15 protein-coding genes are annotated in these 14,720 nt (G+C 63.1%); 6 read left to right on the top strand and 9 right to left on the bottom strand.

The features are described from left to right. The first annotated feature begins 5 nt into the window (after positions 1-5). From AACW30_RS17290 to AACW30_RS17270, 5 genes are all read left to right on the top strand, one after another. On the top strand, positions 6-470 hold the full coding sequence (locus AACW30_RS17290; RefSeq protein WP_106579097.1) for a hypothetical protein: 465 nt from the start codon (positions 6-8) through the stop codon (positions 468-470). A 226-nt stretch (positions 471-696) separates the two neighbouring features. Further along, positions 697-1,641 carry an alpha/beta fold hydrolase gene (locus tag AACW30_RS17285; RefSeq protein WP_179608194.1) on the top strand — a complete coding sequence of 315 codons (945 nt, stop codon included), beginning with the start codon at positions 697-699 and terminating at the stop codon, positions 1,639-1,641. A 70-nt stretch (positions 1,642-1,711) separates the two neighbouring features. Beyond that, on the top strand, positions 1,712-2,320 hold the full coding sequence (locus AACW30_RS17280; RefSeq protein WP_119740197.1) for a LysE family translocator: 609 nt from the start codon (positions 1,712-1,714) through the stop codon (positions 2,318-2,320). Between the two features lie 623 nt (positions 2,321-2,943). Beyond that, positions 2,944-3,927: a GlxA family transcriptional regulator gene (locus AACW30_RS17275; RefSeq protein ID WP_200625510.1), complete on the top strand. Its 984-nt coding sequence runs from the start codon at positions 2,944-2,946 to the stop codon at positions 3,925-3,927. A gap of 50 nt (positions 3,928-3,977) precedes the next feature. Next, a complete protein-coding gene (locus AACW30_RS17270) occupies positions 3,978-4,892 on the top strand; it encodes an ADP-ribosylglycohydrolase family protein (RefSeq protein WP_200625469.1) in 915 nt (304 codons plus the stop codon). A 22-nt stretch (positions 4,893-4,914) separates the two neighbouring features. Here AACW30_RS17270 and AACW30_RS17265 read toward each other — a convergent pair whose 3' ends face one another. The 5 genes from AACW30_RS17265 to AACW30_RS17245 are packed head-to-tail and all read right to left on the bottom strand — an operon-like array spanning position 4,915 to position 11,360. Continuing rightward, a complete protein-coding gene (locus tag AACW30_RS17265) occupies positions 4,915-6,174 on the bottom strand; it encodes an NAD(P)/FAD-dependent oxidoreductase (protein WP_200625468.1) in 1,260 nt (419 codons plus the stop codon). 3 nt (positions 6,175-6,177) lie between these two features. Beyond that, positions 6,178-7,749 (bottom strand): aldehyde dehydrogenase (NADP(+)), encoded by a 1,572-nt coding sequence (locus AACW30_RS17260; RefSeq protein WP_200625467.1) that lies wholly within the window; start codon positions 7,747-7,749, stop codon positions 6,178-6,180. Positions 7,750-7,809: 60 nt separating this feature from the next. Further along, positions 7,810-8,757, bottom strand: coding sequence for a dihydrodipicolinate synthase family protein (locus AACW30_RS17255; protein WP_200625466.1), 948 nt, complete (start codon positions 8,755-8,757; stop codon positions 7,810-7,812). A gap of 38 nt (positions 8,758-8,795) precedes the next feature. Further along, a complete protein-coding gene (locus tag AACW30_RS17250; RefSeq protein WP_200625465.1) occupies positions 8,796-9,722 on the bottom strand; it encodes a 4-hydroxyproline epimerase in 927 nt (308 codons plus the stop codon). Between the two features lie 12 nt (positions 9,723-9,734). After that, on the bottom strand, positions 9,735-11,360 hold the full coding sequence (locus AACW30_RS17245; RefSeq protein ID WP_200625464.1) for an APC family permease: 1,626 nt from the start codon (positions 11,358-11,360) through the stop codon (positions 9,735-9,737). Between the two features lie 176 nt (positions 11,361-11,536). Between AACW30_RS17245 and AACW30_RS17240 the strand changes: the two genes are divergently transcribed. Beyond that, positions 11,537-12,331, top strand: a complete 795-nt coding sequence (locus AACW30_RS17240; RefSeq protein WP_200625463.1) for an AraC family transcriptional regulator — start codon at positions 11,537-11,539, stop codon at positions 12,329-12,331. Here AACW30_RS17240 and AACW30_RS17235 read toward each other — a convergent pair. From AACW30_RS17235 to AACW30_RS17220, 4 genes are all read right to left on the bottom strand, one after another. Beyond that, the gene (locus tag AACW30_RS17235; protein WP_169366847.1) at positions 12,264-12,749 is read right to left on the bottom strand and encodes a nuclear transport factor 2 family protein; all 486 of its coding nucleotides are present in this window, start codon (positions 12,747-12,749) and stop codon (positions 12,264-12,266) included. The two genes, AACW30_RS17240 and AACW30_RS17235, sit on opposite strands and share 68 nt — an antisense overlap. Further along, a complete protein-coding gene (locus AACW30_RS17230) occupies positions 12,746-13,600 on the bottom strand; it encodes an SDR family NAD(P)-dependent oxidoreductase (protein ID WP_200625462.1) in 855 nt (284 codons plus the stop codon). The genes AACW30_RS17235 and AACW30_RS17230 overlap by 4 nt, the downstream gene beginning before the upstream one ends. Further along, the gene (locus AACW30_RS17225) at positions 13,597-14,496 is read right to left on the bottom strand and encodes an NAD-dependent epimerase/dehydratase family protein (RefSeq protein ID WP_200625461.1); all 900 of its coding nucleotides are present in this window, start codon (positions 14,494-14,496) and stop codon (positions 13,597-13,599) included. The genes AACW30_RS17230 and AACW30_RS17225 overlap by 4 nt, the downstream gene beginning before the upstream one ends. 107 nt (positions 14,497-14,603) lie before the next feature. Continuing rightward, on the bottom strand, positions 14,604-14,720 hold a 117-nt coding region (locus AACW30_RS17220), incomplete at its 5' end, for an IS3 family transposase (protein WP_200625460.1).

The following is a 14,720-nucleotide window of genomic DNA, read 5'->3' as shown; positions in this document are numbered from 1 at the left end:
CGCCGATGTCTACTACCGTAACGCCCGCGTCTGGCGGGTCGAACACGCCTAAGTCCTCGCCGTCGTCTTTCGACGACAAGTTGAACATTGCCAAGTCCAGCAAGGTTATTGCCGATTACATGCGCCAGACCGGCAAGTCGGCCATCACCAAGCAGGAGCTGTCGCAACTGGCCAGCAATGCCTCAGGCAAGGTGCCAGCGAACGTTTCCGACGCTGCCAAGTACATGGAAAAACACCCCGATGTATTCACCGCCATCGAAACCCACGACGTGGCCGGCGCCGATAACCTGTCCGGCGTGTGGAACTTCGACTGGGCGGCCAATGGCGGGCTGAAGGGCACCGCGACCGATGCCATCGCCAACATGCAGGACACGTTCGACATGGCCATCGCCAAGTCGGCGCAGATCACTGAAATTTCCACCGCTAAAAAAGCCGAACTGGACTCGACCAAACAACGGCCGCAGAACTGAGGCCGCAGGTTGTCAGCCACGCCAAAAACGGTTCCCGGTGCGTCAGTGGGGACCGTTTTGTGCTTGACCGGCGGTCAGTGTCATTCAGTCCCCGCAACTCAACCACCGCGCTGTGCCGCCACTCATGGCTTGGCCTTTTGTGATGCGTTCAGCGCAGATTCAAGCGACATGAGCAACTATACCGGTCAGTGAAAGCAATCCAGTCGTCACTGCCGGAGAAACCTTGATGCTTGTGATCGTCGGCGTACTTGCCATCGTGGCCGTGTGGATCTGGTGGACCTACCCCCGGGTTGGCAACGTGCTGTTTGCGCTCATCGCCTGGGTAGAAGCGCGGCGGTCTCGATTGAAGACCCTCAACGTACCGATCAAAGGCATGACCCTCGCCACTTATCAGGGGGGCGACACGCATGCGCCGGCGCTGTTGCTGGTGCACGGTTTCAGCGCCGACAAGGGCGTCTGGCTGGGGTTTGCGCGGCACTTTGTCGATGCTTACCGCGTGATCATTCCGGATCTGGCCGGCCACGGTAAAACTGCCTTTGTGACGGGCGGCGACTACAGCATTGCGGCCCAGGCGCGGCGCATGGTGGCGCTGCTGGACGCCTGCCAGGTCGACAAAGTGCACGTTATTGGCAGTTCCATGGGCGCGTATGTCGCCAGCTGGTTGGCCACTCATTATCCGGAGCGCGTGCTGTCGCTGGGTTTGATTGGCGCCGCGGGCGTGAATCTGCCGCAGCCCAACGAAGTTGAAGCGTTGGTCAATAGTGGCGATAACCCGTTTCTGATTCGCACCCGTCAGCAATTCGACCGGTTTTTCGCCATGACCATGGCGGCACCGCCTTTCATCCCCGAAGTGTTATTGGCGGCCGAGGCGCAAAGCTACATCAAGCGCCGCGCTGAGCTGGCGGAGATTTTCGCGAACTTCTCCGACAGCCCGCGCATGGAGCCCTGGTTGCCGCACGTACGCGTGCCAAGCCTGATCCTGTGGGGCCGGGAGGACCGCATGGTGCCCGTTGCCAGCGCGCAAACCTGGCTTGAGGGGATCCCGCATGCGCGCCTGGAAATTCTTGAAGGCATCGGCCACTTGCCGATGGTGGAGGCCACGCAGCAGACCGTCGCGCACTGTCGCGAATTTCTCGACAAAGCCAAAGTGTATTCCTCGATCCGCCCCTAGCTGTACGGGGCAGCCAGGGCTGCAACCGATTACTGTCGCAGGCATACCACTGCCGTCGGGATGCCGCGCCATGTTCATGTCTACCAGCCTGCTCTCAGCCTTTGTGCTGTTTGCCTTCGTGTCCTCGATCACACCCGGCCCCAACAACACGATGCTGCTGGCTTCAGGCGTGAACTTCGGGTTTCGCCGGTCGATGCCCCACGCGATGGGCATCAGCATCGGCTTTATGCTGTTGGTGATTTCGGTGGGGCTCGGTCTGGGCGAAGTGTTCAAGGTATTTCCATGGGCCTACACCCTGTTGCGGTATGTGGGCGCGGCTTACTTGTTGTACCTGGCGTGGAAGATTGCAACCTCGGGCGGCATGCCCGAGAGCAACAACGAACACGCCAAACCCATGACCTTCCTCGGGGCGGCGGCGTTTCAATGGGTCAATCCCAAGGCGTGGATCATGGCGTTGGGGGCGATCACCACCTACACGCCGGCCGAAGGTTATGTGACCAACGTGTTGGTGATTGCCCTGGTGTTTGCGGTGGTCAACTTGCCCAGCGTGTGTGTATGGGTGGTTTGCGGCACTGGCCTGCGCACTGTGCTGCGTGAACCGCGTTGGTTGCGTCTGTTCAACGTGTCGATGGCCGGGTTGCTGGTGGTATCGCTGTACCCGATGCTCTTTGCGAGTTGACAGAGCCGGGTGACGTCACAGGTGTTGCAGCTGCGGGCCGGCGACCGCTATGACGAGGTGAGGCGCCAGCGGCAGCGGCGGTCGGGGCGCTGTTCGAGTATTGCCGACCCACTCAGTCATGGACGGGTTGGCCGGCCACTGCGCTGATCATGAGCGAGCTGGCCACACAGGCGGCGCGCAGCGCGGCGGATGCCCAGGCGGTGACGCAATCACACGGGCGAGATGGTCGCCAGCAAGCCGATGCCGATGGTCAACACCAAAAAGCCGAACAGGAAAAGTGCCATCTTGGTCATAAGGCCTCCGAAGGGAAGGGGACGACAGGAATGTCGGGATGGCGCCATTGTCCGCTTCGAGGCGTTTTCGATACAGACGCAGATAGCAAAGAAAAAACCGTATCAGATGGCCCCGCGACTGCCCGGTAGCAGGCCTGGAAGGCACACTGTTTTCTCAAGATCAGGCACGCGGCGGCGTCCAACAGCGCCGCCGGTGCAACTGCAAGCTCAGGCACCACGCCTGGGGAATGCCGGGGGACAGCGTCTGCATTTGCCCCTAAGATAGCGCCCACTGCATCAACAATAAGAGTGGGCCAACCCTCGATGGAAAGACGCCAATTCAGCGGTGGCATGCAAGGCAAGAACCTGCGCTACCTGAATGACACCCCCCAGCAGTCGCCGCCGGTTACCCGCGTGGGTTTTTTGCTGCTCGAACACTTCTCCCTGCCCGCATTCACCCAGACCCTGGACACGCTCATCACCGCCAACCTGTTGCGTCCCGAACTGTTTGCCACCCGTACGTTCGGTTGCGGCAACGGCGAGGTCATCAGCGACCTGGGCCTGGTCATCCGTCCCGATGCGCGCCTGGACGTGTCGGCGTTGCCGCAGTTGGACTTGTTGGTGGTGTGCGGCGGCTTTCGTACCGAACTCAAGGCTGATGACGAATTCAGCCACTTGTTACGCAGCGCCTCCGAACAGGCTGTCGCCCTTGCCGGGTTGTGGAACGGCGCCTGGTTTCTCGGCCGTGCCGGCCTGCTGCAGGGCTATCGCTGCGCCATTCACCCGGAACATCGCCCGGCGCTGGCGGAGGTCTCCAAGGCCGCCCAGGTGACCAGCGAACCCTACGTGATCGACCGTGACCGCCTGACGGCCTCCAGCCCCTCGGGCGCGTTTCACATGGCCCTGGACTGGATCAAGGGCCTGCACGGCAAGGCGCTGGTCGAGGGCATTGAAGACATTCTGGCGTTCGAGGAGTCGCGTTACCGACGCATCAAACCCACGGAAAATGTCTGCGTCAGTGCGCCACTGCGTGAAGTGGTGAAGCTGATGGACGCCAACCTTGAAGAACCGCTGGAACTCGACCAATTGGCCGTTTACGCCGGCCGCTCGCGCCGTCAGCTGGAACGGCTGTTCAAGGAACAATTGGGTACCACGCCGCAGCGCTATTACATGGAACTGCGGGTAACCGAGGCGCGGCGCCTGTTGCAGCACACCGAACTGTCCCAGGTGGACGTGCTGGTGGCGTGCGGTTTTGTCTCGCCGAGCCATTTCAGCAAATGTTACAGCGCGTATTTCGGCTATCGCCCCTCCAAGGAGAAGCGGCTGATCAAGTAGGCTGCGCGCGTTGATTTTCTATTTGGACGACGTTTTATCAAGGAGTAGCTATGCCTATAACACTGCCAGACCGCTACCGCGGCAGCTTGCTTGGGCTGGCCTGTGGCGACGCGGTCGGCACCACGGTTGAGTTCATGCCCCGCGGCACATTTGCCGCCGTGACGGACATGGTCGGAGGCGGGCCGTTCAGCCTGAAGCCTGGCCAGTGGACCGACGACACATCGATGGCCCTGTGTCTGGCCGAAAGCCTGCTGAGCAAGGGCGGCTTTGACGCGAAGGATCAGATGGGCCGGTACCTGAACTGGTGGCAATGGGGCTATTTGAGTGCCACGGGAGACTGCTTTGATATCGGCATGACCGTGCGCGAGGCCCTGGCGGCTTTCCAGCAGCATGGCGACCCGTTTGCGGGTTCTACGCACCCGTATTCGGCCGGCAATGGCTCGATGATGCGCCTCGCGCCTGTGGTGTTGTTCTTCTTCCCGAACCGGCAACGTGTGCGCACCTTTGCCATCGACAGTTCACGCACAACCCACGCAGCCCCGGAGGCCATCGAATGCTGTGTGGTACTCGCGCAGGCGCTTTGCAATGCCTTGAGCGGCATGCCCAAAGACGACGTATTGCGCGTCTCGGACGCTGCGCTGACAGCGCCCAAAGTGCTGGCTGTCGCCGCCGGCGAATACCGTGACAAGTCGCGTGGCGAGATTGTCGGTTCCGGCTATTCGGTTGCCTCGCTGGAAGCCGCGTTCTGGTGCTTTCACCACACCGACAGCTTTGCCGATGCCGTGCTCGCCGCTGCAAACCTGGGTGACGATGCGGACACCACGGCCGGCATCGTGGGCCAGTTGGCGGGCGCCCACTATGGCGTCCAGGGCATTCCCGCAGGCTGGCTGGAAAAAGTATGGATGCGCGCTGAGATTCAGCAGATGGCGGATGCCTTATCAGACGCCTCCAGGGCCGGCCACTGAGGCCCGCACCCGGCAGCGTTGCTCAGAATCGCCCCAGTCGGTAGGGCGCAAGCGTGGGCAGCCCTGACAGCGAGGGGTGTGCGTCGGCCAGTTGCGCCACGATCTCTGCCGTCACCGCTGCCTGCGTCAGGCCCAAATGCTGGTGCCCGAACGCGAGCAGCACCTTACCGTCGCACAGCCGATCAATGATCGGCAATGAGTCGGGCAGGGAAGGGCGAAATCCCATCCAGGCGGTCGCGTCCTGCGCGTTCAGGTCCTGACGAAACAAGCCTTGGCTCAGCCGGTGCAATTGCCAGGCACGTTGCATATTCGCCGGGCGCTTGAGCCCTGCGAACTCGACGGTGCCGGCCAGGCGCAAGCCATCGGTCATGGACGTCATGATGAACTTGCGCTCAAACGAGGTGACGGCAAACGGCAGGCGGTTCTGTTCCGTTGGCAGCATCAAGTGATAGCCGCGTTCGGTGTCCAGTGGCACTGTTTTACCCGTGAGTGCCGCGGTGAGTCTGGCCGAATGGGCACCGCAGGCGATCAATACCTGGCGCGCGGCGACGACGCCTTGATCGGTCATCAGCGACACGCCGGCGCCATCCACCCGCCCATCCAGCACGCGCTGCTGCACAAACTGCACGCCACTGGCCTTGGCGGCGCTCACCAGTTCGCAGACCACGGTGTACGGGTCAATAAAATGCCCGGTGCCGGGGAAAAACAGGCCGCCTCGGATAGCCTCGCTCAGTTGCGGCGCCACCTGGCGTATAGCCTCACCTGGCCAGAATTCCACTGCCACGTTTTGCTGCTGCATGCGCAGGCGCAATGCATTGATCGCCTCAGCTGACGCGGCGCGTTCAAACACCAGCAAGGAGCCGTCTGGGCGCAGCAACTGTGGCCGGTCAATGCTCTGCAACAACCGTTGCCACGCCGCCAGGCTGGCTTCATTCAGCGCGCGAATACCTGCGACCGTGCGCCGGTAGCTCGCCGGGCGCAGGTTCAGCAACAGGCGCACAAACCAGGGCAGGGCGCGCGGCAGGTATTTCCAGTCCAGGCTTAGCGGGCCCCTGGGGTCCATCAGCATCGCCGGCAGGCGCTTGAGGATCGACACGTCGGCAATCGGAAACACCTGCTCGGTCGCCAGGTGCCCGGCGTTGCCATAGGAGGCGCCCATTCCGGGCGGCTGCGGGTCGATGACCACCACGCGCCGGCCTTGACGCGCCAATTGCAACGCGCAGGCCACGCCGATTATCCCGGCGCCGATGACCACGGTGTCCGCGGTATTGGAGTCGGACATGGCCTAGGCCTCTCTCTGACCGTCGAGCAAACGCCTTAACTGCAACGGGTTGCCCTGTTGCAGCGCGCGAGGCAACAAGCCATCGGGGAAGTCCTGGTAACACACCGGGCGCAAAAACCGCAGGATTGCCGCCGTGCCCACCGAGGTGCTGCGTGAGTCCGAGGTGGCAGGGAAGGGGCCGCCGTGGACCATGGCGTCACACACCTCCACACCCGTGGGCCAGCCGTTGACCAGCAAGCGCCCGGCCTTGCGTTCAAGCACCGGCAGCAAGGCTTTGGCACTTGCAACGTCGCCATCATCCAAGTGGAGTGTGGCCGTCAGTTGGCCGTCCAAGTGTTCCGAGACCTGGCGCACTTCATCTTCGCTGGCGCACACCACCACCAGCGATGCGGCGCCGAAGATTTCTGCTTGCAGGTGCTGATTGCGCAAAAAATCATGGGCCGGGGTGACGAACACGTGCGCCTGCCCCTGGTTGGGGCCGTTGGCCGCCTGACCTTTTGCCGCAATCCGGGCATGTTCGGCCAGCGTACTCACACCGGTTTGGTAGGCGTGGAAAATACCCGGCGTCAGCATGGTCTGGGCCGCGCAACCGCGCAGCAACTGCGTTGCGGTGGCGATGAACGCATCCAATGCGCTGCCTGCGACGGCAATCACCAACCCAGGGTTGGTACAAAATTGCCCGGCGCCCTGAGTCAACGACGCGACAAAACCCTGCGCCAACGCTTCGCCACGTGCCTGCAACGCGGCAGGAAACAGATACACCGGATTGATCGAACTCATTTCGGCATACACCGGGATCGGCTCCGGCCGCGCCTGCGCCGCCTGGGTCAACGCGATACCAGCGTTGCGCGACCCGGTAAAGCCCACGGCCTTGATGTGCGGGTTGGCGACCAGCGCCATGCCGATGTCCGTGCCTGCGCCGTAAAGCAGTGAAAACACCCCGTCGGGCAAACCGCAGGCCTTCACCGCCTGGGCCACCGCGCGTCCGACCAGTTCACTGGTGCCGGGATGGGCACCGTGTGCCTTGACGACTACCGGGCAGCCGGCCGCCAGGGCCGAGGCGGTATCACCGCCCGCCACCGAGAACGCCAAGGGGAAATTGCTCGCGCCAAACACGGCCACCGGGCCCAGTGGCACCTGCCGTTGACGCAGGTCTGGACGTGGCAACGGCTGGCGCTCGGGCTGCGCGGTGTCCACACGCACGCCCAGCCATTCACCGGCGCGCACGGTGCGCGCAAAGGTACGCAACTGCCCGCAGGTGCGGCCACGTTCGCCCTGGATGCGCGGGCGCGGCAGGCCCGTTTCGGCCATGGCGCGTTCGATCAACTCATCGCCGAGGGCTTCGATAGCGTCGGCAATGACGTCCAGAAAGCTGGCGCGCTCGGCCAGCGAGGTTTCGCGATACGTGTCGAACGCAGCCCACGCCAGGGCGCACGCCTGCTCGACATGCTCACGACCGCCGCCGGCGTAAGCCGGTTCCAGCGGCGCGTCGGTGGCGGGGTTGATGGCCCGAATCGCTTCGCGATGGCCGGAAATGGCTTGCTGACCGATCAGCATCTTGCCCGTCAGAGTCATGGGGTCGTCCTGGAAAAATGAGGGTTGGCCGCTGTGAGAAGCACAGCGGCGCGCAAGGGCTCAGGCGAGGTTCTGTTCGGCGGACCAATTGGCGTACCACTGGCGGAACAGCGCGTATTGGTGCTCGGCATAATGGCGCTGCGCATCACTGAGCACGTCGGTTTCATTAAAGTGCAGGGCGTAACCGTGGTCACCGTTAAGCACCATCAGATGTTTGTAATACAGCACCAGGTCGCAGCCTTCGTCGAAGGAGGACAGCACGCCCAGCGCCGCTTCCAGTTCGCGGGCCAGGCGCCGCGCCTTGGCGTCACCTTTGGCGGCTTGCTTGCTCAGGGCCACCAGGTGCAGCACTTCACGTGGCAGCGCATTGCCGATGCCGGTGATGGCGCCGGTGGCGTTGCAGTTGACGAAGCCGTGCACCACCTGGGTGTCGACGCCGACCATCAGGGTCACGTTATCGTCCTGGGAGGTGATGTTTTCAGCCGCGTAACGCAGGTCGGCAGCGCCGCCAAATTCCTTGAAACCGATGAGGTTGGGGTGTTCGCGGCGCAGTTCGAAGAACAGGTCGGCGCGGGTGGCAAAGCCGTAGTACGGGCTGTTGTAGATCACCGCCGGCAGGTTTGGCGCGGCATTGAGAATGGCCGAGAAGTGCGCCTTTTGCGCGGTCGCCGACGCACCGCGTGACAGCACGCGCGGGATCACCATCAGGCCATGGGCACCGACGTTGGCCGCGTGCGCTGCGTGGGCCACGGCCTCACGGCTGTTCACCGCGCCCGTGCCGACAATGGTCGGCACACCGGCAGCCACCAGGCGCGCCACACCTTCCTGGCGCTGGACTTCGGTGAGCAACGGCCAGTCACCCATGGAGCCGCAGTAAACAACGGCGCTCATGCCGATATCGATCAGTTCGCGCCCCTTGGCCACCAGGGCGTCGAAGTCCGGCTTGCGCTCACGCGTGCACGGGGTCATCAGCGCGGGGATGCAACCGGTGAAAATGTTGTCGCTCATTGTTTTAACTCCTTGCAGCGTTCAGTAAAAATCGGGGCTCAGATGCCCCAGGCGAAAGGGTCCTGCGCGTCGATCAGCAGGGTGCTGTCGGCGGTCATGTAGGCGCGGCCGGTGATAAAGGGGCGTACGCGCTCGCCGTCCCATTCATAGCGGCCTTCGAATTGGCTGCCGGTGATGCTGGCTTGCACCCAGGTTGCACCGGGCGCGAGCTTGCCGTCGGCGGCCAGGCACGCGAGCTTGGCGCTGGTGCCGGTGCCGCACGGCGAGCGGTCGTAGGCTTTGCCGGGGCACATGACGAAATTGCGGCTGTCGGCGTTGGCGTCGTCTGCGAACAGTTCGACATGGTCGATCAGCGCGCCATCGGCGCCGTGGATGCCTTGGTTTTCCAAAGCCTTGAGCATCGTCCAGGTGTAGTCGGTGAGGGCATCGACGTTGCCCATCTCAAGCGTTTGCCCGTGCTGCGAGACCAGGAAAAACCAGTTGCCGCCCCAGGCAATGTCGCCGTGGACCACGCCATGGCCCGGCACGTCCACCGCCACGTGGTGGCGATGGCGATAGGCGGGCACGTTGCGCAGGGTCACGGCGCCGTCTTCGTGCAGTGTGGCCGTTACGGGACCGACCGGCGTGTCGATGCTGTGAACGCCGGGCTCGATGCGGCCCAAGTGGTGCAACGAGGCGACCAGCCCGATGGTGCCGTGGCCGCACATGCCGAGGTAGCCGGTGTTGTTGAAGAAGATCACCCCGCACGTCGCACCCGCAGTGACCGGCTCGCAGTACAGCGCGCCGACCAGTACATCATTGCCACGCGGTTCCAGCAGGCAGGCGCGGCGCCATCGGTCGTGCTCGGTGCGCAGGTTCTGCAGTTGCTCGGCGATACTGCTGCCTGTCAACGAGGGAAAGCCGTCCAGCACCAGGCGCGTGGGTTCGCCGCCGGTATGGGAGTCGATCACGTGCAACCGTTTCATAAAACGCTCCATTCAGTGGGTGGCCGGGGACAAGGGTGCGCTGTGCCGGGGTTGGCTGACGGCTTCGCTTTCGTCGTCTTCGTGTTCCAGGCGCACAAGGTGAGCAGGCACGCCGGTGGCCGCGCCCCAGTAATAAATGCCCAAGGCGCAGGCCGCGACGATCAGCGTGTCAAACGGGTGGCTGAGCACGCCGAGGCCACCAAAGCTGCCGAGTTTGGAGAGCAGGAGGGTCACCGCGTAAAAGCCGATCAGCCACGCCGACGAGCGCACTTGCTGCTTGATGTTCAGGTGTGCGGTCGGCACCCAGCGTGCGCACAGCAGGTACACCCCAAACATCAGGATTTGCAGGCCGAGCAGCCACGACACGGTGCTCCAGCCGGACCAGTACACAATCAGCGCGGCGATGATGAACGACAGCGGGCCGAGTACCGCCATGCCCTTGACCCGAAATGGCCGTGGCATGCCCGGTGCATTGCGGCGCAGCGCGGCGACGGTCACCGGGGCGACGGCGTAGCTCAGGATCAGCGCGGCCGACACCACATTGATCAGCGCTTCCCAGGATGGGAACGGCAGGGTCCAGAACACCGACAGGCCAAAGGTCAGCCACAGCGCCGGGCGCGGAATGCCGGATTTCTCGTCAATGCGCGTGAAGATCTTGAAGAACGTGCCGGTCTGCGCCCAGCCATACACCACGCGCGGCGTGGCATTCATGTAGATATTGCCGCAGCCGCTGGGCGAGATCACCGCGTCCGCCACCACCAGGTACGCCAGCCAGCCCACACCCAGCGCCAGGGCGATATCGCGATAAGGCAGCGCGAGTTCCTTGCTGATCCCCGCCCAACCGTTGGCGAGCATCTCGGTGGGCACGCCGCCGAGGAACGCGGTTTGCAGCAGCACATAGATCGCCGTCGAGAGCAGCACGGAGAGGATCAACGCGATCGGGATTGTGCGTTGCGGGTGCTTCACTTCACTGGCCACCGAGATGATCGGCGTCAGGCCCAGATAGGCAAAAATCACGCCGCCGGCCGACACCGCCATCTCAATGCCCGACAGGCCGAACGGGGCAAAACCCTGGGCCTGGAAGTTCGCCGGTTTAAAGAAGGTGAACAGCACGCCAATCACCAGCAGCGGTACGATGAACTTGAACACACTCACCAGGTTATTGGCGATGGCGAAGGTCTTCACACTGCGGTAATTAAGCACAAAGAACAGGCACAGCAGGGCCAATTGCATCAGCCAGCCCAAGGGGGTGGGGTCGCTGGAGCCGGCCTTGGTCAGCCCGGGAAACCAGGCAGCGGCGTATTGGCGCGAGGCAACCACTTCAATCGCCACCAGGCTTGAAAACGCAATCAGCGTGATAAAACCCATCAGGTAGCCCAACAGCGGGCCGTGGGAATACACCGGGTAACGCACCACCCCGCCGGCACGGGGCAGGGCAGCGCCGAGTTCGCAATAGACGATGCCCAGCAGCAGCACGGCGAACCCACCGATCAGCCAGGAAAAAATTCCGGCCGGCCCGGCGATGGCCGAGACGTGACTGGCCGCAAACAGCCAGCCCGAACCGAAGATGGCGCCCAGCCCGATGAAGGTCAGGTCCATCAATGAAAGTTGTTTCTTGAACTTGCCTTGAGCAGACATGGCGGCGCCTTCTTGTGAGTTATTGGATAGGCAGGTAGTGGCGCTATCCTGAACGCATCAAGGGCGTGGCGATTGATGTTTTGCGCCTGCGTGGATGACGAATTCGGCACAGTTGGCCGCGCTCGACAGTCACATCGGCATGCGGCAATCTGCTCGAAAACAGGGGAGTCCAGTTCATGCTGCCGAGCGCATTAGCGAGCCTTTTTCAGGCCAATCGTCCCCACGACATGCAGCAGCTACTGGCCGGGGTGGCGCAGCTGTTGCCGATGTTCGACGTGATCCCCAATGCCGCGATCTTCATCAAGGACATCGAGGCGCGCTACGTGCTCGCCAACCACACGCTGGTGCAGCGCTGCGGCCTCAAGCAGCTGCAACCGCTGCTGGGCAAGACCAGTGCGCAGGTGTTCCCCGCGCAACTGGGGCCGGGCTATACCGAACAGGATCGGCGCGTGCTGGAACAGGGGTTTGTGCTTGAGGATCAGCTGGAACTGCACCTGTATGGCACGCGCGAACCCGGCTGGTGCCTGACGCACAAATGGCCGCTGTACAGCGATATCAACCAGATCATCGGCCTGGCGGGCATCTCCGTCGACCTGCAGTCAGCCAGCGAAACGCACCCGGCGTATCAGCGCCTGGCCGCTGTCGACGCGCACATCCGCACGCATTTCAACCGGCGCGTCAGCCTCGGTGAACTGACGCGCATCGCCGGCATTTCCGTCGCGCAGCTGGAGCGCTACTGCAAACGCGTGTTCCACCTGACGCCACGGCAGATGATCCAGAAAGTGCGTCTGGAACACGCGCACCGGTTGCTGCATACCGAACTGCCGATCACCGAAGTCGCGCTGCAATGCGGCTACACCGACCACAGCGCGTTCACTCGCCAGTTCAAGGCATTGACCGGCTTTACGCCGAGGCAGTATCGGCAGGCGCCTCGCTACCGGCCACCGGCTTCCAGTGGGGCAGCGGCGTGAGGTAGTGCAGGTCGAATCGGCGCTCGACAAAGGCCCAACGCCCACCCCGACGTTCGAGCCGGTCGTGGTAATGGCCGCTGATTTGCACCTGCCCCAGCTCACGGTGTAACACCATGCAATCCACTGCAGCCTGGGCGGTGGCCGTTTCGCCCTGCAGCTCGATCAGCGTATTGGCCATCCAGTGATGCATGTGGGGCATGTGCGCCCAGTTCTGGTGAGCGGAGTCGACAATCGCGTCGACACCCACGAAGTGTCCGAACGCAGCGCCCAACGCCAGCACGGCATCTGCATGCCAGATACTGCGCAGCAACGCTTCATCGCGACGATCAAAGGCGTGTGCGTACTCGGCAATCAGACGTTGAATCGCCATGTGGCTTTCGAGGTTATCCAGGCGCGCGCTCAATGCTTGCAGGCTCATGCTGTTGGCTCCTGATGGGTGGGGAAATCGGTACTCAGGCTGAGTTCCAGCCACGCGGCGGTTTCCTTGGCGACCGCGGCCAGCTTGGCGTTGACCACGCTCAGCGCGTCGGCGCCGGCGATAAACCGCAGCGGCGGCACCGGCTCATTGACCAGGCGCACCAGGGCGTTGCCCAGGCGGGCCGGATCGCCGGGCTGTTGGTGGTTGCGCGCGGCGAACACGGCCAGCGCGTTGGCCCGGTAGTCGTCGTAGTCGGGAATGCTGCCGCTGGCCAGCTTCAGCGCGCGCGGGTCGAGGAAGTCGGTGCGAAAGGCGCCGGGCTCGACCACGGTGAGGCGAATACCGAGGCTGGCGATCTCTTGCGCCAGCGACTCAGAGAAACCCTCGAGGGCAAATTTGCTGGCGGAGTACATCGACGCACCGGCCACCCCTTTGAAGCCGCCATTGGACGACATGTTCAGGATGTGCCCGCTGCGCTGCTCACGCAGGGTCGGCAGGGCTGCACGTGTCACGTTGAAGGTGCCCAGTACGTTGGTGGCGAACTGGCGCTCGACGGCGTCGGCGTCGATTTCCTCGAAAGGCCCGAACTGGCCATACCCGGCGTTATTGACCAGCACGTCGAGGCGGCCAAAGCGCGCGATACACGCGCTGACGGCGGCATGTGCCTGGGCCTGGTCACGAATATCCAGATGCAGGCTCAAGACCTGGTCGCCGCAGGCGCCGAAGACGTCATGCAAGCGCGCAAGGTCAAGGTCGGTTGCCACCACTTGGTCGCCCGCTGCCAGCGCCGCGTGCGCAATACCTTTGCCAATGCCGCTGGCACTGCCGGTAATCAGCCAGACCTTGCTCATAGCACCATGTCCTGTTCAATCCACTCCAGGACCGATGCGTGGATGGGCGCCCAACCCAACTCCTGGCGTGCGCGTTTGGCCGTGACCCGGCTGTTGGTGCCGAAGGTGTAGTGCGCGTGCAAATAGCCCCAGCGTTCGGTCGCTTGCTCCACGCTCCAGAACCCCAGCGGTTCGAGCTTGAGGCGACGGGCTAGCGCCTGGCCGATCTCAAGGAACGACGCCTCGCCGTTTTCGACAAAGTAGAACGCGCCGGCCGGGGCGTTTTGCAGGGCCAGCAGGTAAAGCTCGGCGACGTCGTGGATGTGCACGTTGGACCAGCGATTGACGCCAGTGCCGACCACGCGCACCACGCCACTTTCCTGAGCCTGAGTGATCAGCCAGGGAATCTGCACGCTTTGCGTGTGCACGCCGGTGCCGGTGCCATAAATGCTGCTGGGGCAAATCACCACCGCGCGAATGTTTTGCGCGGCGGCGCCGAGCACTGTGAGCTCTATGTCGCGGCGCGGTTGTTTGGAGGCGGCCACCACGAAGGTGCTGTCTTCATCAAATACGGCAGGGTTGACGGCTAAACCCTGGGCATCGTCGCCGATCACGCTGGAGCCGCTGGTGTGCAGGAACGGTTTGCCCGAGCCTGCCAGCGCCTGGATGAAGGTCTGGACGGCGCCGAGATGGTCGCTGTCAGCCGTGTGAATGACGCCGTCGGCGGCGCGCGCTTCCTTGGCCAGCAGTGCCAGGTCATCGAGGTTGCCGATGACCGGCTCGATGCCCAGTGCCTGCACCTGGCGCGCTTTTTGTTCATCGCGCACCAGGCCTCGAATGGCGTAGCCGGCGTTGATCAGTCGCAGGGCGACGGTGCCCCCGACATACCCATTGGCGCCTGTCAGAAATATGCTCATGAATGCCTCGCTGATAGGTGGATCAAGTCAGCGTGCAATCTAGCGGTTGCCTGAGGCCGGAATAAGTGGGATAGGTGTCAGATCAGTAGTGAATCGCCCCGGATTCTCTAGACACCTTGCAAGCTCATTGCGTAACGCTTTTCAAACTCTACCGGTGACAGCTGATTGTTGAAACCATGGCGGCGTTTTACGTTGTAGAACATCTCGATGTAATCAAACACATC

Source organism: Pseudomonas sp. MF6747 (genome assembly GCF_963890955.1).
Lineage (GTDB): Bacteria > Pseudomonadota > Gammaproteobacteria > Pseudomonadales > Pseudomonadaceae > Aquipseudomonas.
The sequence above is the reverse complement of the archived record's forward strand: the minus strand, read 5'-3'. Positions and strand labels throughout refer to the sequence as shown.

What these genes read in the sequence shown, in the direction of transcription:
- AACW30_RS17290 (WP_106579097.1), top strand. Translation starts at nt 6, where the DNA reads ATGTCTACTACCGTAACGCCCGCGTCTGGCGGGTCGAACACGCCTAAG.
- AACW30_RS17285 (WP_179608194.1), top strand. Translation starts at nt 697, where the DNA reads ATGCTTGTGATCGTCGGCGTACTTGCCATCGTGGCCGTGTGGATCTGG.
- AACW30_RS17280 (WP_119740197.1), top strand. Translation starts at nt 1,712, where the DNA reads ATGTTCATGTCTACCAGCCTGCTCTCAGCCTTTGTGCTGTTTGCCTTC.
- AACW30_RS17275 (WP_200625510.1), top strand. Translation starts at nt 2,944, where the DNA reads ATGCAAGGCAAGAACCTGCGCTACCTGAATGACACCCCCCAGCAGTCG.
- AACW30_RS17270 (WP_200625469.1), top strand. Translation starts at nt 3,978, where the DNA reads ATGCCTATAACACTGCCAGACCGCTACCGCGGCAGCTTGCTTGGGCTG.
- AACW30_RS17265 (WP_200625468.1), bottom strand. Translation starts at nt 6,174, where the DNA reads ATGTCCGACTCCAATACCGCGGACACCGTGGTCATCGGCGCCGGGATA.
- AACW30_RS17260 (WP_200625467.1), bottom strand. Translation starts at nt 7,749, where the DNA reads ATGACTCTGACGGGCAAGATGCTGATCGGTCAGCAAGCCATTTCCGGC.
- AACW30_RS17255 (WP_200625466.1), bottom strand. Translation starts at nt 8,757, where the DNA reads ATGAGCGACAACATTTTCACCGGTTGCATCCCCGCGCTGATGACCCCG.
- AACW30_RS17250 (WP_200625465.1), bottom strand. Translation starts at nt 9,722, where the DNA reads ATGAAACGGTTGCACGTGATCGACTCCCATACCGGCGGCGAACCCACG.
- AACW30_RS17245 (WP_200625464.1), bottom strand. Translation starts at nt 11,360, where the DNA reads ATGTCTGCTCAAGGCAAGTTCAAGAAACAACTTTCATTGATGGACCTG.
- AACW30_RS17240 (WP_200625463.1), top strand. Translation starts at nt 11,537, where the DNA reads ATGCTGCCGAGCGCATTAGCGAGCCTTTTTCAGGCCAATCGTCCCCAC.
- AACW30_RS17235 (WP_169366847.1), bottom strand. Translation starts at nt 12,749, where the DNA reads ATGAGCCTGCAAGCATTGAGCGCGCGCCTGGATAACCTCGAAAGCCAC.
- AACW30_RS17230 (WP_200625462.1), bottom strand. Translation starts at nt 13,600, where the DNA reads ATGAGCAAGGTCTGGCTGATTACCGGCAGTGCCAGCGGCATTGGCAAA.
- AACW30_RS17225 (WP_200625461.1), bottom strand. Translation starts at nt 14,496, where the DNA reads ATGAGCATATTTCTGACAGGCGCCAATGGGTATGTCGGGGGCACCGTC.